Annotated in this window: 19 protein-coding genes; 10 read left to right on the plus strand and 9 right to left on the minus strand. The window is 64.2% G+C overall.

Annotated elements, in window-relative coordinates:
- The first annotated feature begins 118 nt into the window (after nucleotides 1–118).
- The 6 genes from carB (at nucleotide 119) to GSQ79_RS25960 (ending at nucleotide 6,304) form a co-directional block, all read left to right on the plus strand.
- Complete coding sequence (gene carB / locus GSQ79_RS25935; protein WP_158811631.1) at nucleotides 119–3,451, plus strand: carbamoyl-phosphate synthase large subunit; 3,333 nt, start codon at nucleotides 119–121, stop codon at nucleotides 3,449–3,451.
- 64 nt (nucleotides 3,452–3,515) lie between these two features.
- The gene (gene greA / locus GSQ79_RS25940; protein WP_158811632.1) at nucleotides 3,516–3,992 is read left to right on the plus strand and encodes a transcription elongation factor GreA; all 477 of its coding nucleotides are present in this window, start codon (nucleotides 3,516–3,518) and stop codon (nucleotides 3,990–3,992) included.
- A 47-nt stretch (nucleotides 3,993–4,039) separates the two neighbouring features.
- Nucleotides 4,040–4,276 carry a type II toxin-antitoxin system Phd/YefM family antitoxin gene (locus GSQ79_RS25945; RefSeq protein ID WP_158811633.1) on the plus strand — a complete coding sequence of 79 codons (237 nt, stop codon included), beginning with the start codon at nucleotides 4,040–4,042 and terminating at the stop codon, nucleotides 4,274–4,276.
- Between the two features lie 5 nt (nucleotides 4,277–4,281).
- Nucleotides 4,282–4,656: a type II toxin-antitoxin system VapC family toxin gene (locus tag GSQ79_RS25950; protein WP_246725591.1), complete on the plus strand. Its 375-nt coding sequence runs from the start codon at nucleotides 4,282–4,284 to the stop codon at nucleotides 4,654–4,656.
- Entirely contained in the window at nucleotides 4,653–5,525 is an 873-nt protein-coding gene (locus GSQ79_RS25955) for a methyltransferase domain-containing protein (RefSeq protein ID WP_158811634.1), read from the plus strand. The genes GSQ79_RS25950 and GSQ79_RS25955 overlap by 4 nt, the downstream gene beginning before the upstream one ends.
- Before the next feature lie 326 nt (nucleotides 5,526–5,851).
- Nucleotides 5,852–6,304 carry a response regulator gene (locus tag GSQ79_RS25960; protein ID WP_158811635.1) on the plus strand — a complete coding sequence of 151 codons (453 nt, stop codon included), beginning with the start codon at nucleotides 5,852–5,854 and terminating at the stop codon, nucleotides 6,302–6,304.
- A gap of 5 nt (nucleotides 6,305–6,309) precedes the next feature.
- On the opposite strand, the gene GSQ79_RS25965 is transcribed toward GSQ79_RS25960, so the two are convergent.
- Nucleotides 6,310–7,062 carry an SIMPL domain-containing protein gene (locus GSQ79_RS25965; RefSeq protein WP_246725592.1) on the minus strand — a complete coding sequence of 251 codons (753 nt, stop codon included), beginning with the start codon at nucleotides 7,060–7,062 and terminating at the stop codon, nucleotides 6,310–6,312.
- Between the two features lie 108 nt (nucleotides 7,063–7,170).
- Here GSQ79_RS25965 and rlmN point away from each other — a divergent pair, with 108 nt between their 5' ends.
- On the plus strand, nucleotides 7,171–8,385 hold the full coding sequence (gene rlmN, locus GSQ79_RS25970; RefSeq protein WP_158811636.1) for a 23S rRNA (adenine(2503)-C(2))-methyltransferase RlmN: 1,215 nt from the start codon (nucleotides 7,171–7,173) through the stop codon (nucleotides 8,383–8,385).
- Nucleotide 8,386: 1 nt separating this feature from the next.
- Here the strand turns inward: rlmN and GSQ79_RS25975 are convergent, their stop codons facing one another.
- Entirely contained in the window at nucleotides 8,387–9,292 is a 906-nt protein-coding gene (locus tag GSQ79_RS25975) for a LysR family transcriptional regulator (RefSeq protein WP_158811637.1), read from the minus strand.
- 116 nt (nucleotides 9,293–9,408) lie between these two features.
- Between GSQ79_RS25975 and GSQ79_RS25980 the strand changes: the two genes are divergently transcribed.
- Nucleotides 9,409–9,873, plus strand: a complete 465-nt coding sequence (locus GSQ79_RS25980) for a nuclear transport factor 2 family protein (RefSeq protein ID WP_158811638.1) — start codon at nucleotides 9,409–9,411, stop codon at nucleotides 9,871–9,873.
- An 11-nt stretch (nucleotides 9,874–9,884) separates the two neighbouring features.
- Nucleotides 9,885–10,526, plus strand: a complete 642-nt coding sequence (locus GSQ79_RS25985) for a pyridoxamine 5'-phosphate oxidase family protein (protein ID WP_158811639.1) — start codon at nucleotides 9,885–9,887, stop codon at nucleotides 10,524–10,526.
- 33 nt (nucleotides 10,527–10,559) lie between these two features.
- Here GSQ79_RS25985 and GSQ79_RS25990 read toward each other — a convergent pair whose 3' ends face one another.
- From GSQ79_RS25990 to GSQ79_RS26005, 4 genes are all read right to left on the minus strand, one after another.
- Nucleotides 10,560–11,060: a MucR family transcriptional regulator gene (locus GSQ79_RS25990; protein WP_158811640.1), complete on the minus strand. Its 501-nt coding sequence runs from the start codon at nucleotides 11,058–11,060 to the stop codon at nucleotides 10,560–10,562.
- 240 nt (nucleotides 11,061–11,300) lie between these two features.
- Nucleotides 11,301–11,858 carry an N-acetyltransferase gene (locus tag GSQ79_RS25995; protein ID WP_158811641.1) on the minus strand — a complete coding sequence of 186 codons (558 nt, stop codon included), beginning with the start codon at nucleotides 11,856–11,858 and terminating at the stop codon, nucleotides 11,301–11,303.
- 136 nt (nucleotides 11,859–11,994) lie between these two features.
- A complete protein-coding gene (locus tag GSQ79_RS26000) occupies nucleotides 11,995–12,984 on the minus strand; it encodes a TonB family protein (protein ID WP_158811642.1) in 990 nt (329 codons plus the stop codon).
- 70 nt (nucleotides 12,985–13,054) lie between these two features.
- The gene (locus tag GSQ79_RS26005; protein WP_158811643.1) at nucleotides 13,055–14,167 is read right to left on the minus strand and encodes a hypothetical protein; all 1,113 of its coding nucleotides are present in this window, start codon (nucleotides 14,165–14,167) and stop codon (nucleotides 13,055–13,057) included.
- Between the two features lie 257 nt (nucleotides 14,168–14,424).
- Between GSQ79_RS26005 and polA the strand changes: the two genes are divergently transcribed.
- A complete protein-coding gene (polA, locus tag GSQ79_RS26010) occupies nucleotides 14,425–17,487 on the plus strand; it encodes a DNA polymerase I (protein ID WP_158811644.1) in 3,063 nt (1,020 codons plus the stop codon).
- A gap of 10 nt (nucleotides 17,488–17,497) precedes the next feature.
- Here the strand turns inward: polA and GSQ79_RS26015 are convergent, their stop codons facing one another.
- The 3 genes from GSQ79_RS26015 to GSQ79_RS26025 form a co-directional block, all read right to left on the minus strand.
- The gene (locus GSQ79_RS26015; protein ID WP_158811645.1) at nucleotides 17,498–17,947 is read right to left on the minus strand and encodes a hypothetical protein; all 450 of its coding nucleotides are present in this window, start codon (nucleotides 17,945–17,947) and stop codon (nucleotides 17,498–17,500) included.
- Nucleotides 17,948–18,094: 147 nt separating this feature from the next.
- The gene (locus GSQ79_RS26020; protein ID WP_158811646.1) at nucleotides 18,095–18,301 is read right to left on the minus strand and encodes a hypothetical protein; all 207 of its coding nucleotides are present in this window, start codon (nucleotides 18,299–18,301) and stop codon (nucleotides 18,095–18,097) included.
- Nucleotides 18,302–18,478: 177 nt separating this feature from the next.
- Nucleotides 18,479–19,003: a DUF1003 domain-containing protein gene (locus tag GSQ79_RS26025; RefSeq protein WP_158811647.1), complete on the minus strand. Its 525-nt coding sequence runs from the start codon at nucleotides 19,001–19,003 to the stop codon at nucleotides 18,479–18,481.
- Nucleotides 19,004–19,178 lie beyond the last annotated feature (175 nt).

Consider the following 19,178-nt stretch of genomic DNA (forward strand, 5'->3'; position numbering starts at 1 on the left):
ACCTCCACCCTTGCCAGAACCGCGTTGCCCCGTCACAAAGGCGCTTGCCACCGAACCGGGCCGCCCGCGGCCCCTTTTTTGCGCGCTGCTCCGTCGCCGAGCCGCGCGGGGACAAATCATGCCGAAACGCACAGACATTGCCACCATCCTGATCATCGGCGCAGGGCCGATCATCATCGGGCAGGCGTGCGAGTTCGATTATTCCGGCACCCAGGCGGTCAAGGCCCTCAAGGCCGAGGGCTACCGCATCGTCCTCGTCAATTCCAATCCGGCGACGATCATGACCGATCCGGACATGGCGCATCGCACCTACTGCGAGCCGATCACGCCGGAAGTGGTGGCAAAAATCATCGCCAAGGAGCGCTACGCGGTGCCGGGCGGCTTTGCTCTGCTGCCGACGATGGGCGGGCAGACGGCGCTGAACTGCGCCCTATCGTTGGAAAAGATGGGCACGCTGGTCGAGTTCGACGTGGAAATGATCGGCGCGACGGCGGCGGCGATCGACAAGGCGGAGGATCGCGAGAAATTCCGCGAGGCGATGACCAAGATCGGCCTCGACACCCCGCGCTCGCACCAGATCAAGACGCTGTCCCAGGCGCTCGCCATCATGGACGACATCGGCCTGCCGGCGATCATCCGTCCGTCCTTCACCATGGGCGGAACCGGTGGTGGCATCGCCTACAACAAGGCCGAGTTCATCGACATCATCGAGCGCGGCATCGATGCCTCGCCGACCAACGAGGTGCTGGTCGAGGAGAGCGTGCTCGGCTGGAAGGAGTACGAGATGGAGGTCGTCCGCGACAAGGCGGACAACTGCATCATCATCTGCTCGATCGAGAACATCGACCCGATGGGCGTGCATACCGGCGACAGCATCACCGTCGCCCCGGCCCTGACGCTGACCGACAAGGAATACCAGATCATGCGCGACGCCTCGCTGGCGGTGCTGCGCGAGATCGGCGTCGAGACCGGCGGCAGCAACGTGCAGTTCGCCGTCGACCCTGCAACGGGCCGCATGATCGTCATCGAGATGAACCCGCGCGTGTCGCGCTCCTCCGCGCTGGCGTCCAAGGCGACCGGTTTCCCGATCGCTAAGGTCGCGGCGAAGCTTGCCGTCGGCTACACGCTCGACGAAATAGCCAACGACATCACCGGCGGCGCCACGCCGGCCTCGTTCGAACCGTCGATCGACTATGTCGTGACGAAGATCCCGCGCTTCGCCTTCGAGAAGTTTCCGGGCGCCGAGCCGCTGCTCACGACCGCGATGAAGTCGGTCGGGGAAGCCATGGCCATCGGGCGCACCTTCGCCGAGAGCCTGCAGAAGGCATTGCGCTCGCTCGAGACCGGGCTGATGGGTCTCGACGAGATCGAGATCGAAGGCCAGAACACCGGCGACGAGAAGGATCACCGCAACGATCTGCGCGCGGCGCTCGGCCGCCCGACGCCGGACCGGCTGCTTGTGGTCGGCCAGGCGCTGCGCCAGGGCATGCCCCATGACGAAATCTTCGAGGCCTGCAAGATCGACCCCTGGTTCATCGAGCGGCTGCAGGAGATCGTCGACCTCGAGAAGAAGGTGCAGAAGCATGGCCTGCCGGGTGACGCCGGCAACATGCGGCTGCTCAAGGCCGCGGGCTTTTCCGACGCCCGCCTCGGCACCCTGTCCGGCGCCAGCGAGACCGACGTGCGGGCCAAGCGCCACGCCCTGGGCGTTCGCCCGGTCTACAAGCGCATCGACACCTGCGCCGCCGAGTTCGCCTCGCCGACCCCTTACATGTACTCGACCTATGCCGAGCCCTTCGGCGGCGTCCCGGCCGACGAGTCGCATCCGACGGATCGCGAGAAGGTGGTCATCCTCGGTGGCGGCCCCAACCGTATCGGCCAAGGCATCGAGTTCGACTATTGCTGCTGCCATGCCTCGTTCGCCCTGCGCGACCAGGGTTTTGAAACCATCATGGTCAACTGCAATCCGGAGACGGTGTCGACGGACTACGACACATCGGATCGTCTCTACTTCGAGCCGCTCACCGCCGAAGACGTGCTCGAAATCATGGCCGTCGAGAGTTCGAACGGCACGTTGAAAGGCACCATCGTCCAGTTCGGCGGGCAGACCCCGCTGAAGCTGGCGCCGGCACTGGAAAAGGCCGGGATTCCGATCCTCGGCACCTCGGTGGATTCCATCGACCTTGCGGAGGATCGCGATCGGTTCAAGCGACTGCTCGACAAGCTTGGGCTGCGCCAGCCTAAGAACGGCATCGCCTATTCCGTCGAGCAGGCCCGCGTTGTCGCCCGCGATCTCGGCCTGCCGCTCGTCGCCCGGCCGTCCAACGTCCTCGGCGGGCGCGCCATGGCGATCCTGCGCGACGAGGGTGCACTCGGCGACTACCTGCTCGACACGCTGCCAGGTCTTGTGCCCTCCGACGTCAAGGCCCGCTACCCCAACGACAAGACCGGCCAGATCAACACGGTGCTCGGCAGCAACCCGCTGCTGTTCGACCGCTATCTTAGCGATGCCACGGAGGTCGACGTCGACGCGCTCTGCGACGGCACAGACGTGTTCATCTGTGGCATCATGGAGCATATCGAAGAGGCCGGCATCCACTCCGGCGACAGCGCCTGCTCGCTGCCGCCGCGCTCGCTGTCGCCCGAGATGATCGCCCAGCTCGAGCAACAGACGCGGAAGATGGCGCTGGCGCTCAACGTCGGTGGCCTGATGAACGTGCAATACGCCATCAAGGACGGCGAAATTTACGTCTTGGAGGTGAACCCTCGGGCCTCGCGCACGGTCCCCTTCGTCGCCAAGGTCATCGGGCGCCCGATCGCCAAGATCGCGGCGCGGGTCATGGCCGGCGAGACGTTGGCGAGCTTCGACTTGCAGCCGATGGCGTACGACCATGTCGGCGTGAAAGAAGCCGTGTTCCCCTTCGCCCGGTTCCCCGGCGTCGACACGGTTCTGGGGCCGGAAATGCGCTCGACCGGCGAGGTCATCGGCCTCGACCGCTCCTTCGGCATCGCCTTCGCCAAAAGCCAGCTCGGCGGCGGCACCAAGGTGCCGACCCAGGGGGCCGTCTTCGTCTCCGTCCGCGACATCGACAAGCCGCGCGTGCTGGAAACGGTGCGGATGCTGACCGAGATCGGCTTTTCCGTCCGCGCCACCGGCGGCACGGCAAAATACCTGGAGGCCAACGGCGTCCCGGCCGTCAAGATCAACAAGGTGTCCGAGGGCCGGCCGCACGTGGTCGACGCGATTACCAACGGCACGATCCAGCTGGTGTTCAATACAACCGATGGGGCGCAGGCCTTGTCCGATTCGCGCTCGCTCCGTCGCGCGGCCCTCTTGCATAAGGTGCCCTACTATACCACTCTAGCTGGGGCCGTCGCGGCGTCTCAGGGGATCCGCGCCTACAAGGCGGGCGATCTCGAAGTCCGCGCCCTCCAGGATTATTTCGCCTGATTCCCGTCTGCCGACGGGGGTCGGGATCGGTGTGTATTACGTAGAACCAAAAAGAGATCGGACCATGGACAAGATCCCGATGACTCCGGGCGGCTATGCCGCGATGGAAACGGAACTGAAGAAGCGCCAGCAGATCGAGCGCCCGCGGATCGTCGAGGCGATCTCCGAAGCGCGCTCCCATGGCGACCTCTCCGAGAACGCCGAGTATCACTCCGCCAAGGAGGCCCAGAGCCTCAACGAAGGCCGCATCGCCGAGCTCGAAGACAAGCTGAGCCGTGCCGAGGTCATCGACGTTGCCAAGCTGTCCGGCTCGACGATCATGTTCGGCGCCACGGTGACGCTCGTCGATGAGGATACCGAAGAGAAGAAGGTTTACCAGATCGTCGGGGAATCCGAAGCCGATGTGAAGAGCGGCAAGGTGTCGATCACCTCGCCGACGGCGCGCGCGCTGATCGGTAAGAAGAAGGGTGATACCGTCGAGGTCAACACACCCGGCGGCGGCAAGAGCTACGAGATCCTGAAGGTGGCGTTCTCGGCTTGATCCCGGCGGTTCGCTTCTCGGCGCGAACCGTTACAAAGGAGCGGGCGATGCAGGTTTCGATCGACACGGCCAAGGCCGACCTCGCCAAACTGATCGAGGCGGCGCAGAACGGCGAAGAAGTCGTGATCGCGCGGGATGCGGTGCCGATGGTGAAACTGGTGCCGATCCCTCCTAGGGTTAAGTTCAAGCTCGGCATCTGGGCCGATAGGAATCTCGGCGAAGGGCCCGATTTCTTCGAGCCGATGAGCGAGGATGATTTGCAGCTCTGGGAGGGCGGTCCCTGACCGCAGTGCTTCTGGACACGCATGCATGGGCGTGGATCATCGTCGGCGAAACGCGTTTGTCTTCAGCAGCGCGAGCGGCCGTTGACGAAGCAGATTCTGTCTACGTCAGTCCGATCTCATTCTACGAAATCAGTCAGAAGGTCCGGCTGAATAAATGGCCACAGATGGCTCCGTTCGTCGATGACCTCTTTGGTTTGGTTGGCGAGCAAGGCGGGAAGGTCGCAGCATTGGATCAAGCCATCTGTCTCGCCGCTGGCCGGCTCGACTGGACGCACCGCGATCCGTTCGATCGCATGCTTGCGGCGACAGCGCTCCATTATGCCATGCCGCTAATCTCGGCCGACACCGTCTTCGACGGGATCGTGCCGCGGATCTGGTGACAGCGCCTCCGCCCATTTTCGATCGCGCTCTGCTGCGCCGTCGGCTTGAACGAGCTCTCGCGCAGGGGCCGGCCGATTTCCTGCTGACCCGGGTCGTCGAGGATCTCGACGAGCGCTTGGCCGTGGTGCAGAAGCGGTTCGCCGCGATCGTCGACATCGGCACGCCGAGTTCCGGCTTGGCGCAGCGGCTCGCCGCGCGCTTTCCCGATGCGACGACGACCCGCATCGCCCCGCTGCCTGCACCAGGCAGCGCGGGGACGACCACGATCGGTGATCTCGAAATCCTGCCGCTTGCCCCCGAGACCTGCGATCTCGCGGTCTCGGCCCTGGCGCTGCAGAGCGCCAACGACCTTCCCGGCGCACTCGTTCAGATCCGCCGCGCGCTGAAACCGGACGGCTTGTTCCTAGGCGCGATGCTCGGCGGGCGCACGTTGCACGAACTCCGCACGGTTCTGACGGAGGCCGAGACGGCTCTGACCGGCGGCGTCAGCCCCCGCGTGGCGCCGTTTGCCGACGTGCGCGACATGGGCGGGCTGCTGCAGCGCGCGGGCTTTGCCCTTCCCGTCGCCGACAGTGACGTCGTCATCGTCCGCTACGACAATCTGTTCGGCCTGATGCGCGATCTGCGGGCGATGGGCGCCACGAATCCGCTCGTCGATCGAACCCGACGGCCGACGTCCCGCCTGCTCTTCCTCCAAGCGGCAGCGCTGTATGCCGCGCGTTTCGCCGACCCGGACGGGCGGATCCGCGCGACCTTCGAGGTCATCTCGCTCTCGGGCTGGGCGCCGCACGAGAGCCAGCAGAAGCCAGCCAAACGGGGGTCGGCAACGATCAGCCTGGCGGACGCTTTGAAGCCGAAGGCCGGTTAACCCGGCCATGCTGCCGCATACCGCAAATCCTTAACGATGCGCCAGTCCCTGCCACCTCGACGGGCGTGTGCTGCTCCCGATTCAGGCCAGTGGCGGCGGCGCCTTGAACCCTTCCCAGGCGTAAAGATGATCGAAGCCTTTAAAACGAAAGGATTATGCGAAAGCTGAGGACAACTGGCGTTAACCAAGCAGGTCGCTAAAATCTTAGCGTCCGTCTTTACGCAAAGGGAATCTCCGCCGCCCCATTGCTGGTGCAAAGTTAACGCGAGCTTGATGGGGCCGTTTCGATGCCATGTTCCGATATCTGGATCGCGCCTCACCTGCGCGTGCTCATCGCCGACGCGGATAAAACGTACCGCGCCGGGCTCCGCAGGCAGCTGAACAAGCTTGGGTTTTGCGCCGTGGACGAGGCGACGACGACGCGCGACACGCACGAACGCATCGAAAATGGCGCCTATGACATCGTCATGATGGAGATTGCCCGCCCCTACCAGCCCGTGTGGGATGCGTTGGAGGATTTTGGGCCTGGCGCGACGCTCGTGGTCGGCATGTCACTCGATCGCAGCGGTCGCGACTGGGTGGAGGCGATCCACCAGGGCGCCAATGCGATCCTGATGAAGGCCTTCTATACCCAGCTTCTGCAACCGGTCCTGGCGCACATGCTTGCCAGCCCGGCGGCACACCGCTGCCGCCTGGTCCAGTTTCCTCGCCCCGAGCCGATGGAGGCTCTGGAGGCCAGACCGAGCCGTCGCTTCGAGGGCGACTCACGCGACGGCTAGCCGGTTCAGGGCTCCAGGGCCCAGGTGACTTCCATCTCGCTCGACAGCGTCTCCGTGCCGGCCTCGACCGGCACGGCTGGGGCCGGCGCCATCGCCGCCATCATCCGCCCTTTGGCGAAGACCGGCGCGCCGCCGGTGTCCGCACCTGGCCGCTCGATCAGAAGCACGGGGCCGAGTTTGACGCCCAGGGCCTCCGCGGCGATCCCGGCTTTTCGCCTGGCGTCACGCACGGCCTCGCCGAGGAGCCTGTCCTGTACAGGCTCGGGGTGCTCGACGGAAAAACTGATGCCGTTGAACTGCGTGGCGCCCTTGCCGATAAGGCTTTGTGCCAGGGCTCCGGCCTTGTCGAGCGCCCGCACGCGGACCGCGATCGTGTTCTCGGCGGAAAAGCCGCGCGGCTTGCGCCCGGTGAAGCGGCCGTTGGCGTCGTGGATCTCGTCGAAGACTTGGGTCAGCGTGACCGCCTGCGTGCGGATATCCCGGGCTTCGACCCCTTGTGCCTTGGCCGCATCGATGACGCTCTCGGCGACCCGCGCATTCTCGGCGGACGCCTCCGCGGCTCCCGGCTTTTCGGTGATGACGCCGAAGCTGATCTCCGCGAGGTCCGGCACCATTTGGGCGGCCGCGGTGCCGATGACGGTGATGTGCGGCCGATCGTCGATCGCGTTGGTGTCGTCGTCGGCCTGCTGGGCTTGCGCGGCGGTCGCGCCGCAGAGGAACAAGGCAACGGCAGCGGTGGCGTAAGGCAGCTTGGACACGGCGGGCTCCGGACTTGAGACACTTGCGTTTGTCGACCGAAAGCGTGTCGGCACGGTGACGCGGAAGACGATGCTGGAGCCCGTCGCCACTTCGTGCTATCGAACCGCATGTCCCTCGCATTCGATCTGTCCCAAGCCGCGCCGGCTATCGTCGCCGCGCTGCCCAAAACCCCGCTTCTCGGCCTGACCCGAGTCGAGCTGGCGGAGGCGCTTGGGGCCGTCGGCGTGCCGGAGCGCGAGCGCAAGATGCGTGTCGCCCAGCTTTGGCACTGGATTTACTTTCAAGGCGCGCAGAGCTTCGACGTGATGCTCAACGTCTCCAAAGTCTTGCGCGCGACGCTGGCCGACCATTATACGCTGGCGCGCCCGGACGTGGTCACCGAGCAGGTCTCCAAGGACGGAACCCGCAAGTGGCTGGTGCGCCTGGCACCGAACAAGCTCGATCGCACCGCCGGCGGCCTCGGGTCCGAGGTCGAGATCGTCTACATTCCGGAGAACGACCGCGGCACGCTGTGCATTTCGAGCCAGGTCGGCTGCACCCTGAGCTGCGCCTTCTGCCACACCGGCACCCAAAAGCTGGTACGCAACCTGAGTTCGGCGGAGATCGTCGCGCAGCTCGTCGTGGCGCGCGACCGGCTCGGCGACTATCCCGGTCTGACCGCGCCGACCGATGGCCTCATTCCTGGCGAAGGCTCCCGCGCGGTCTCCAACATCGTCTTCATGGGGATGGGCGAGCCGCTGTATAATTTCGATGCGGTGCGCGAAGCGGTCGGCGTCATATCCGACGGTGACGGGCTGACCGTATCGCGGCGGCGGATCACGGTGTCGACCGCCGGCGTGGTGCCGCAGATCGGCCCGCTCGGCCGCGACGCCGGCCCCATGCTGGCGATCTCGCTGCACGCGGTCCGCGACGACCTGCGCGACGTGCTGGTGCCGCTCAACAAGAAGTATCCGCTCGCCGAGTTGCTCGCCGCCTGCCGCGACTATCCCGGCGCGTCGAACGCCCGCCGCATCACCTTCGAATACGTGATGCTGAAGGGCATCAACGACTCGGCCGCCGAGGCGCGCGAACTGGTGCGGCTGCTGAAGGGCATTCCGGCCAAGATCAACCTGATCCCCTTCAACCCCTGGCCCGGCACCACCTACGAATGCTCGGACTGGGAGGCGATCGAGAGTTTTTCGGACATCGTCTTTAATGCCGGCTACGCCAGTCCGGTGCGCACTCCGCGCGGTCGCGATATTCTTGCGGCCTGCGGCCAGTTGAAGAGCGAGACGGAAAAGCTGCGCGCGCGGGCGCAATGGGCGGTCGACGACGAGGCCTGAGTCAGTCGGCCTGCTGGGCCAGCCGCGCCTTCAGCCGCGGAATGGCGAAATCCAGGAACGCTCGCAGTTTTAGCGGCAACAACCCCTGCCCGACGTAGACGAGGCTGACCGGCCAAGGCACCGGCTCGAACGCCTGCAGCACGCGTTCGAGTGCCCCGCTCCGCTGGGCGTCCGCCACCTGGTACGACAGGACACGCGTCAGGCCGAGGCCAGCCACGGCGGCATCGATCGCGGCCTCGGCCGTGTTGACCGTCAGCCGGGAATGCACCGGGACGATCGTCTCGTCCTTGCCATTGGTGAACCGCCAGGCATGCGACGCCGTGAGACCCCCGTAGGTGACGCAGTCATGGTCGCGCAGATCGTCGGGGCGGTCCGGCCGGCCGCGCCGCGCAAGGTAGGCCGGGCTGCCGCAGACGACGCGGCGGATCGAGCCGACGCGGGTGGCGATCAGCCCGCTGTCGGGCAGGGCGGCGATCCGCACGGCGAGATCGACGTGATCCTCGGCGAGATTGATCAGGCGATCCGCGAGCACCAGCCGCAGGTCGATATCGGGATAGGCTTCGAGGAAGGCGATGGCGACAGGGAGCACATGCAGCCGGCCGAAGACCACGGGTGCGGTCAGCGTGAGATCGCCCTTCGGCACGCTGTACTCGCCGGCCGCGGTCCGTTCGGCCTCGTCGACCTGTTCGAGAATGCGCTTGCAGGCTTCGACGTAGGATTGGCCCGATTCGGTCAAGGCGATCGTCCGGCTCGTGCGGTTGAGCAGCCGTGTCTTCAGGTGCCCCTCGAGGTCGGCAATCCGCCGGCTGACCGTGGCCAGCGGCATGCCAAGCCGTCGCGAGGCCGCGGACAGGCTCCCGGCATCCACCACCGTCAGCAGGAGAGACATTGCGTCGAGCCGGTCCATGGCTTTCCATTTTTCGGGAGCATGCCTCCTGATCATGCCAGATACCGCGCCGATCCGGTAGGGACTATGTTCCTTGCGCGGTTGGATCGGTCCCACCGTCAGCAAGGATCATCATCATGAGCCGTCCTCCGTTCCCGCCTTACACAGCCGAAACGGCCGCCCAGAAAGCGCGCGGCGCCGAGGATGGCTGGAACAGCCGCGATCCCGCCAAGGTGGCGCTGGCCTATACGCCCGACAGCGTCTGGCGCAACCGGTCGGTCTTTCTAAAGGGGCGCGCAGAGATCGAAGCGTTCCTGAAGGACAAATGGGACCGCGAACTCGAGTACCGCCTAATCAAGGAAGTTTGGGCCTATCACGAGAACCGCATCGCGGTGCGCTTCGCCTACGAATGGCATGACGCAGCGGGGCAGTGGTTTCGCAGCTACGGCAACGAGAACTGGGAATTCGATGCCGAGGGCCTGATGCGGATTCGTATCGCCAGCATCAACGACCTGCCGATCGCGGAAGCCGACCGGAAATTTCACTGGCCTCAGGGCCGTCGGCCGGACGACCATCCGTCGCTCAGCGATCTCGGCTTGTAAGGATTCAAACCATGGACGCGAGCCTGCGCTTTTCCAGCGATGTCGCTTTTACGCCAGCCGTGAAAGCAATCCAGACACGCAAGGGTTCGCGGCACGCCTATGCCAGCATGGAGCGGCGCGGCGGTTGGCAGACGCGGATCACACCTGATCTCGCGGCCTTTATCGAGAGCCAGATCAGCGTCTTCTTCGGCACCGCAAGCATCGAGGGGCAACCCTACATTCAGCATCGCGGCGGCCCGCCGGGCTTCCTCAAGGTTTTGGACGAGACGACTATCGGTTTCACGGATTTTGCCGGCAACCGACAATATATCAGCCAGGGCAACCTCACCGAGAATCCGAAAGCCGTGCTGTTTCTGATCGATTATCAGGCAAGGCGACGGGTCAAAATCTGGGGTGAAGCGCGCGTCGTCGAGAACGATCCGGCGCTGGCCGCGAAACTGATGCCGGCCCCATACGAGGCACGACCGGAGCAGGTGATCCTGTTCACGGTGACGGCATGGGACATCAATTGTCCGCAGCACATCCCGCAGCGCTTCGAGGCAATGGATGTCGCAGCGAGCCTTGCCGCGCGCGACGCGCGGATCGCGGTGTTGGAGGCCGAAATGGCGATGCTGAAAGCGGAAATTCAACGGTCATCGTCGGACGTCCATTGAAGAGGGCGGGGCCTGCACCCCGCCCGTACAGAATCAGGCTGCGATAGAACGCGGGCGGCCACGGCCGCGCTTGACGGCCGATGCCTTGCCGTCCATCGCCTTGGCTTTCGCCTTCTCGGGCGCGGCGCTGCGCGGCTGGCCGAGGCCGGACTGCTTGGCAAGCGCCGAACGCGCAGCGGCATAGGCCGGTGCAACCATTGGATAGTCACGCGGAAGACCCCATTTCGCACGATACTGATCAGGCGAAAGATCGTACGCCGTGCGCAGGTGACGCTTCAATGATTTGAACTTCTTGCCGTCCTCGAGACAGATAATGAACTCGGGTGTAATCGACTTCCGTATCGAAACGGCAGGCTCTTGCGGCTCAACAACCGGAGCGGGTGTTCCGATGCCCGCGATATTCTGGATTGATGCATGTACCGACTGGATCAGCGAGGCCAACTCGCTCGCGGGCACGGAATTGTTGCTGACGAAGGCCGAGACAATATTCGCTGCCATTTCGAGATATTCGCCCTGCATAGCCATCTCACTCATTCACGTTCTCCAATTCTGAATTGATCTGGCACCGATTTGGGCCCTAACGCGTTTTATTGCAATAGATGAGCGCTTGCCAAATCGAATTAGCACGTAATTATTGTGAATATCGCGCCAACGTCGGATTTCTATGCATCCAAATGACGCGACCGTGATTCGGCGATGCGGAGATCACGACGGACAAAGCACTGCGCTTGTGAGATTACCACTCGGAGCGGCGAAACACTAAGACGGCGGCGGCTAAGTGGTTAAAGCGCTTGACGTACGGGCGTTTCGCAGCATCGACCAGCATCGCAGGCCGCTCCCGACAGTCCAGTCATGGGTTACCCGAAAACCGAGTGCACTGTAAACCGGAAGATTAGCTTCGTTTGCTGTTTCCAAATAAGCCGCGATACCCGCGGCATCGCTGCGCGCCAGGCCGGCACGGATTGCGGCGCCCCCAAAACCTTTGCCCTGGGCCTGCGGCGCGCATCCCGCAATGTGAAGATACCAGTGCGGTCCCTTCGGATGATTGGCGTCGCTCGCGGCGCTGACGATCAGGGCGCGGGCCAAGGCCGTCCGCGACGTCGCAATCCAGGGCCACGCCTGCTGCAGCATCTCGCGAAAGGAAAGATGACCACGGCCCGGCGCACGCCACGTCGTCGCCGCCTCGCCCTGGGCCGTCATGAAACACGCCCCGGCCGGCAGATCGGAGTTGAAGATCACGCTCAGGAAACCGGGCAGACGCGCGCGACGAACCACCGGATCGGGAAAGATATAGGCCATCACCGGATCGTCCTGGAACGCGGCGGCAAGCATCGGCGCAAGCCGCGGCAGATCCGCTCGCCCGGCGGCTCGTACCAGGTGGTCCGCTGTCACGTCCAACTCCCCTTCGTTCGAAATCAGCCGGCTGCTGTAGCGCAGTTGAATGCGGCAGCGAGATGTCGACGACACGTCACGGCTCGAAATCGGCCCGCCAAATCAACACGAGCGATCCCGATCCCGGCGGAAATGGAAACGGCGCCGCGGCCCGGACCGTCGCCATCGCGATGGCATCGAGGTGCGGCTGGCCGCTGCTCTCCGTCACCTCCTGCCGTTCGATATTGCCCATGTAGTTGACCACGAAGGTGACGCTGACGATGCCGTGCTCGCCGTGGCGCGCCGCGGCACTCGTCGGATAGCGGTTTTTGCTCATGATCTTGCCGTAGACGATCGCGAAATAGCGATTGTCTTCGGTGCCGGGCGGAAAGTCCTGCATCTTCGAGGTCGCGGCGAACCGGTTGACCTCGACGTCGGACAGGCCCGAGCGCTGGCGGGCCGCCTCGGTGGCCTGGGTCTTCGGATCGGCCTTGGCCTCCTCGGCATCCGGCTTGTCCTCCAGGTCGGGCTTCAGCTTGTCGAGGGCTTCGGCGTCGCGCTTGTCGTCTTCGAGCTTCGGTGCGGCCGCCGTCTTGGGTTGCGGCGCCGCCGGCTGCTCCCGCGCGGTCGCGGCCGCCTTGGCCGGATCGGCCTGGCCATCGCGCGGCGGGGCCGCGGTTTTCGCCGCCTCGGTCTTGGCATCGGTCATCTTGGTGTCGACGGCGGTCTCGCTCGGCGCGCGGGGGGCGCTCGAGGCCGGCTTTTCCGACATGTCCTGATTGGGCTGCTGCTTGGGCTCCGGCGGCGGCGGCTGTTTCTTCTGTTGCTGCGGCGGAGGTGGCGGCGGCGGCGGCTCCTGCACCACCTCGACGGGGGTCTCTTCGGCCGCTGGCGCCGGCGTCGGCGCCGTGGCGTCGCGATACAGAAAGTAGCCGATCACCGAGGCATGGATGATGAGGACAAGGGCGACAAGGGCGATGAACCGCGACCGGGACCAGAACGCGTCGGGACGTTCCGGCGCAAAAAAGCGCTCCTCCTGACGGCCGGAGACCGAAACTTGCGGGACGGTGTTTTCGATCAAGGTCATGGCACGGTCGTTACAGGGCAGAATGCTATGGCATTCCGACCCCGGCTTGAAGCGCAGCGGATTGCACTGCCTACAACCCTTTCATGCGCCATCGGTGCCAAAGACGCGCTACGGGTATCAGGGCCGGCATGGCCGCGTCGACCAGATTCCACTGCCCCAAAATACGGTCCTGCAGGGCTTGCGCCAGAATCTGCGTCGCATCGAGGGGATTTTGCGCCGATTGCGGCTGGCGCGGCCCCGAAGGCGACGCCGAGAGCGTCACGCCGTAATTTTCCGCCAGCCAGGCCGTGTCCTCTGCCGCGATGGCGTCGAGCCGTGCAAGGTGCGCCGCGCCGAGATGCCACGGTTCGCGATTGCGCGTTCCCGCGGCGGCGACCAGCCATCGCTTCATCCGGACTTCGCAGTACCGCTTCTGCAGCCAGGACCAGTACGACCGCGACGGGCCGCAGAACCGGCTTGCGAGGGCTAGATTGGCAAGACGCAAGGCTTCGGTGCAACTCGGTCCCAGCGACCGGTTGTCGTCGTAAGCCTTGGACGAGGAGACCGCCACAGGCCGAGACGAAACGCTTTCGAGCAGAGAGTGAATCAGGCCGTCGTCGGACCGGTAAGGTTTGACTACGATCGCGTCCTTGCCGAACGCGCCCTCCCACATCTCGATGATCGCCCGGTAGCGAAGATAATGATTCTCCGGCGCCAGAACCTCTTCGGCGTACTCTTCGACAGTGAGATGGCGGCCGCTCATGACGCTCGTGGCATAGGCTGAAAAAAAGCGCTGCCGGTGGTCGCGGACGACGAGGAGGATCTTGCACCGGCGGCCGGCGAAGTCCTGCGCCAGCGCTTCGATGTCCGCCGGCTCGAAACGGGAGGAAAAATGCTCGCTGCTGATCAGGACGATGTCTGGTGACTGCTTCGCCACATTCTTGAACAAGGACTGCAGCACGGTGGCTTTCGCCGCCAAAGTCGAGTGAATCGCGTAATCCGGATCGGCACAGTGGGCTGCGAGGTAGCCGGCAACGAGCGGCCCATGGTTATCGACGCGAAACGCCGGCGACTTGGTCGGGTAGAGGATGCCACTGCGCTGAAGCTGCGCGGCGTTGGTGGTGCAAAACCGCTGGAACGACGTGCTGCCCGTCCGTTCGAGGCCGATATGGAACACGAACGTGGGACTTTCGTCTCGCGTCATCGATGGCCTCAAGCGCTGCGCGTCCCCCGCGGCGACCTAAGAACAAAGATTGTCTGAATTCAATGTCTGGGTGCCTTTGCAGGCACCATGCACCATCAACCTTTCGGGATAAGCTGCCGCCTCGGTGCCGACGTCCTGGTCGCGCTCGATCGAGCAAGGCGATCTCGGCTTCATGGGCAGTCCGCGCAACGACCTTTGAGGACGGATACCGCGACAGGGCATAGATCGGGGCGGCGAGAGTCTTTATGGTCCCGGCCATGTCAGCCCTTGCCCCAGAACCGACCCAAGCCCCGCGCCCACTCCAGGCCGGCGATCATGTCTTTCTCGTTGATGGATCGTCCTTCGTCTTCCGCGCCTATTTCCAGTCGATCCGCCAGGACGCGAAGTACAACTATCGTTCCGATAGGCTGCCGACCGGGGCGGTGCGGCTGTTCTGCACCAAGCTGTTCCAGTTCATCAACGAGGGCGCGGCCGGCATCAAGCCGACGCATCTGGCGATCATCTTCGACAAGTCGGAGAACTCGTTCCGTAAGGAATTGTATCCCCCCTACAAGGGCAACCGCTCCGAGCCGCCCGACGACCTGATCCCGCAATTTCCGCTGATGCGCGACAGCGTCCGCGCCTTCGGCCTGCTCCCGGTCGAGCAGGACGTCTACGAGGCCGACGATCTCATCGCCACTTACGCGAAGCAGGCGCGCGAGCGCGGCGCCGACGTGCTCATCATTTCCGCCGACAAGGATCTGATGCAGCTGATCGAGCCCGGTGTCGCGATGTACGATCCGGCCTCCGGCGACCAGAAGGCCGCGGGCTCGCGCGCCGAGCGCCGCATCGGCGAGGCCGAGGTGCAGGACTATTTCGGTGTCCCGGCGCATCTCGTCGTCGACGTGCAGGCGTTGGCCGGCGATTCCACCGACAACGTGCCGGGCGCCCGCGGCATCGGGCTCAAAACCGCGGCACAGCTGATCAACGAATACGGCGATCTCGACACGCTTCTGCAATGTGCCCGCGAGATCAAGCAGCCGAAGCGCCGCGAGATTTTGACCGACCCCGACAGCGTGGCGCTGATCAAGGTGTCGAAGCAACTCGTGACGCTGGTGCGCGACGTCGCGGTGCTGACCTCCATTGACGACCTCGGTCTGGCCCAGCCGGACGGCAAGCAGCTTGTCGCATTCTTCAAGGCGATGGAATTCACCACGCTGGCGAAGCGCGCCGCCGAAATTTTTGGGGTCGAAGCGGCGGAGATCGAGGCCGATCCTGCCTTCGTCGGGCATGCCGGGTGGCGTGGGCGCAACGGCGAAGCGATGCCTATGCCGGAGCCGGGCTTTGCGGCGACCACGGCGGAGGCCAAGCCCTTCGATGGCCCGGCGCGCAATGCCCGCTATGGCGAGCAGGCGCCCAAGGCGGCGATCACCACGGGTCCTGGTGAACTCGCGGCTCAGAGGGCGGCGGCGGCGATGGGCGCGCCCTTCGATCACGCGAAATACCGGACCATCACGACGCTGGAGGCGCTCGACGCCGAGATCGCCGCGGCGAAAGACGCCGGCCGCCTCGCGATCGATACCGAGACCTCGTCGCTCGATCCGCTGACGACGAAGCTCGTCGGCATTTCGCTGTGCTCGGCGCCCGGCGCCGCCTGCTACATCCCGCTCCAGCATATCGGCGAAGGCGGCGGTGATTTGTTCGGCGGCGCGGAAATCGTGCCGGGACAGCTGCCGTTGGACGCCGTTCTCGCCCGGCTGAAACCGCTGTTCGAGGATTGCGCGGTCCTGAAAATCGCGCATAATATGAAGTTCGATTGGCACGTGCTGAAGCAGCACGGCATCGAGGTGGCGCCGGTCGAGGACACGTTGCTTCTGTCCTACGTGCTCGACGCCGGGCGCACCGACCACGGCATGGACGTGCTGGCGCAAAAGTACTTTGGCCACAAGCCGATCCAGTTCGGCGCCGTCGCCGGTTCGGGCCGCACCTTCATCGGCTTCGCCCGTGTCGCCATCGACAAGGCCACAGAATATTCGGCCGAGGATACCGACGTCACACTGCGGCTCTGGGACGTGCTGAAGCCCCGCCTCCCGGCCGAACGCATGACCACGGTGTTCGAGACGCTCGAGCGCCCGATGACCGCGACCCTGGCGAAGATGGAGCAGCGCGGCATCGCCATCGACAGGCAGATCCTCTCCCGCCTCTCCGGCGAGTTCGCGCAGGACATGGCGCGGCTCGAAGCCCAGATCTTCGAGGCCGCCGGCGAAAGTTTCAATCTCGGCTCGCCCAAACAGCTCGGCGACATTCTGTTCGGCAAGATGGGCCTGGCGGGCGCTAAGAAGACGGCGACCGGCGCCTGGTCGACGGCGGCCGGCGTGCTCGACGATCTCGCGGAGCAGGGCAACCCGTTCGCCGGTCTGGTGCTGGAATGGCGGCAGGTCTCGAAACTGAAATCGACCTACAGCGACGCGCTGCCGACCTTCGTCAATCCCAATACCGGCCGGGTGCACACGTCCTATGCCCTGGCGGCGACGACCACCGGGCGTTTGTCCTCGTCCGAGCCAAATCTCCAAAACATTCCGGTCCGCAACGAGGCCGGCCGAAAAATCCGCAAGGCGTTCATCGCCGCACCGGGGCACAAGCTGGTTTCGGCTGACTATTCGCAGATCGAGTTGCGTCTGCTGGCGCATATGGCTGACATTCCGCAGCTGAAGAGTGCCTTCGCCGAGGGCCACGACATCCACGCGATGACGGCGTCGGAAATGTTCAACGTGCCGATGGAGGCGATGACGTCGGACGTGCGCCGCCGCGCCAAGGCGATCAATTTCGGCATCGTCTACGGCATCTCGGCCTTCGGCCTGGCCAACCAACTGAGCATTCCGCGTGAAGAGGCGGGCGCCTACATCAAGCGCTATTTCGAGCGCTTTCCCGGCATCCGCGCCTTCATGGATTCGACCAAGGCGGTTTGCCGGCTGCAGGGCTACGTCGAAACCCTGTTCGGCCGGCGCTGCCATTATCCCCGGATCAGCGCGTCGAACCCGTCGGAACGCGCGTTCAACGAGCGCGCCGCCGTCAACGCGCCGATCCAGGGTACGGCCGCCGACATCATCCGCCGGGCGATGGTGCGGATGGACGCGGCGCTCGCCGCCGAGCGGTTGAGCGCGCGGATGCTGCTTCAGGTGCACGACGAGCTGGTGTTCGAGGTCCCCGACGACGAGGTCGAAGCGACGATCGCCGTGGCCCGGCGGGTGATGGTGGATGCCCCGCACCCCGCGGTGCAGCTTTCCGTGCCGCTCCAGGTGGACGCAAAGGCGGCGAACAACTGGGACGAGGCGCATTGAGCGCCTTGGCCTAGATGCAGTGGATGTAGGTCATTGGTGTCAGTTTATGCCGCCCAATGAGCTCAGCCATGTGGTCGAGGTCCCTGATCAAGTGCGGCCGCTCACCCTTGGTGAATTCGTCCGGCACGGCTTCGACAAGATCCTCATGCGTGACGCCATAGGGCGGGCTTGCAGCACCATCCGTCCAGTAGATAAGACTTCGCGTACGATGCGTGATCTCAAACATGCGCGCCATAAACGTTCTTCCACCGAAGTGTGCGAACGTCAGGCTCTGATCACGCCGTTCGACCAGACCGAAGACTTCGCCAGCGCCTCCACCATCCGGATATTCAAAGAAGTATAGATTATCGGGGTCTTTTGCGTCACGAGCCAGGATTTCGGTGACGACATCCCAGTCCCAATAATCATTGGGTTCTTCCGACTGCAATCTCGGATTGAATAGAAAAACGTCCAAGCCCATGGCGACAATCCCTCAAACAGGATGTGCCAGCTTGTCTGCCATCGTGCAGACCGACGCAAAAATGCCCCCAACGCCGAAAAGCGTCAAGAACAAAAAGAGAACCAAAATGCTTTAAACCGATACTCTGTCGTAAGTCCTGCAGATACCCTAAGCCGCGACCTCGAGCTTCGTCAGCTGGCCTTCGACAACCACGCGCTCGAACTTCTCGTCGTCGAACTTGATGCGATATTGCAGTTGGGTGCCGAGCGGCGGCATCAGCTTCATGATGCTGCAGGAAGCCGAGCCCTTGGCGCCGTGGATCATTTCGCACATGACGGCATCGCCAACGGCATAGAGGTAGGTGTATTCGGCCATAGTAAGGAGTCCAGTTCGCTTTACCGCCCATATGGCGGCATCTTGGCGCTTTTACAATCGCCACGCCCTTGCGCGCTGCATAAAAGTTAACACAGGCTTAACGACTTTGCGGAGTGCACACCTTAAGCGTGTCGTTTCGGTGGTCGCGGAGCCACCGGTGTTACGGCGCGAAAGGCGCTAGGCCGGTCCGGCCTCCGCCTCCTCTGCAACGGCTTGCGGAAGCCGGAGCTCGAGACGGCGGATGATCTGAATCAGCTCCGAAACCTCCGTCTCCCGAAGCAGATCGAGCTTTTGGTGCAGCAACTCGATCTCGAGCTCCGCCTTGGCATTGATTCCGTAGTCGCTCTGGGCAGCGGCCCGATCGATCGAGGCCTGCCGATTCTGGCTCATCATGATGAACGGCGCCGCGTAGGCGGCCTGAAAAGACAAGGCGAGGTTGAGCAGAATGAACGGATAGGGATCCCATTGACTGATGAAAGCGGTGACGTTCAGGATGATCCACACGCCGAGGATCACCGTCTGGATGATGATGAACGGCCAGGATCCCATCGTCGCCGCGACCTTGTCGGCGACCCGCTCGCCGAAGCCGCAATTGGCCTCGATGACCTTTTCCGAGCGGGACCGGCGTGCGGCACGGAGTTGAGCGAGAAGTTTGATCTCTTGCTCATGGAGACGATGAGCCAGGTCGGCGGCGGCATTCATGGTCGAACTCCTGTCGTCTCTCGATGAGCGCTGCGGTCAGGTCGCAAGCATGGTGTGACCTTGCTCTGTCGCTCTGTTTTGGTGACGTGCGTATGACGCGGTGCCACTATGTTCGTCGCCATGCAAGGTTCATCGCACCGATACCAATATCCGCTCCCTCGCGCCAAACGAGCCG

It is taken from the genome of Beijerinckia sp. L45, assembly GCF_009765775.1.
In the GTDB taxonomy this organism is placed as follows: Bacteria; Pseudomonadota; Alphaproteobacteria; order Rhizobiales; family Beijerinckiaceae; genus RH-AL1.

What these genes read in the sequence shown, in the direction of transcription:
- carB (WP_158811631.1), top strand. Translation starts at nt 119, where the DNA reads ATGCCGAAACGCACAGACATTGCCACCATCCTGATCATCGGCGCAGGG.
- greA (WP_158811632.1), top strand. Translation starts at nt 3,516, where the DNA reads ATGGACAAGATCCCGATGACTCCGGGCGGCTATGCCGCGATGGAAACG.
- GSQ79_RS25945 (WP_158811633.1), top strand. Translation starts at nt 4,040, where the DNA reads ATGCAGGTTTCGATCGACACGGCCAAGGCCGACCTCGCCAAACTGATC.
- rlmN (WP_158811636.1), top strand. Translation starts at nt 7,171, where the DNA reads ATGTCCCTCGCATTCGATCTGTCCCAAGCCGCGCCGGCTATCGTCGCC.
- GSQ79_RS25975 (WP_158811637.1), bottom strand. Translation starts at nt 9,292, where the DNA reads ATGGACCGGCTCGACGCAATGTCTCTCCTGCTGACGGTGGTGGATGCC.
- GSQ79_RS25980 (WP_158811638.1), top strand. Translation starts at nt 9,409, where the DNA reads ATGAGCCGTCCTCCGTTCCCGCCTTACACAGCCGAAACGGCCGCCCAG.
- GSQ79_RS25985 (WP_158811639.1), top strand. Translation starts at nt 9,885, where the DNA reads ATGGACGCGAGCCTGCGCTTTTCCAGCGATGTCGCTTTTACGCCAGCC.
- GSQ79_RS25990 (WP_158811640.1), bottom strand. Translation starts at nt 11,060, where the DNA reads ATGAGTGAGATGGCTATGCAGGGCGAATATCTCGAAATGGCAGCGAAT.
- GSQ79_RS25995 (WP_158811641.1), bottom strand. Translation starts at nt 11,858, where the DNA reads ATGCTTGCCGCCGCGTTCCAGGACGATCCGGTGATGGCCTATATCTTT.
- GSQ79_RS26000 (WP_158811642.1), bottom strand. Translation starts at nt 12,984, where the DNA reads ATGACCTTGATCGAAAACACCGTCCCGCAAGTTTCGGTCTCCGGCCGT.
- GSQ79_RS26005 (WP_158811643.1), bottom strand. Translation starts at nt 14,167, where the DNA reads ATGACGCGAGACGAAAGTCCCACGTTCGTGTTCCATATCGGCCTCGAA.
- polA (WP_158811644.1), top strand. Translation starts at nt 14,425, where the DNA reads ATGTCAGCCCTTGCCCCAGAACCGACCCAAGCCCCGCGCCCACTCCAG.
- GSQ79_RS26015 (WP_158811645.1), bottom strand. Translation starts at nt 17,947, where the DNA reads ATGGGCTTGGACGTTTTTCTATTCAATCCGAGATTGCAGTCGGAAGAA.
- GSQ79_RS26020 (WP_158811646.1), bottom strand. Translation starts at nt 18,301, where the DNA reads ATGGCCGAATACACCTACCTCTATGCCGTTGGCGATGCCGTCATGTGC.
- GSQ79_RS26025 (WP_158811647.1), bottom strand. Translation starts at nt 19,003, where the DNA reads ATGAATGCCGCCGCCGACCTGGCTCATCGTCTCCATGAGCAAGAGATC.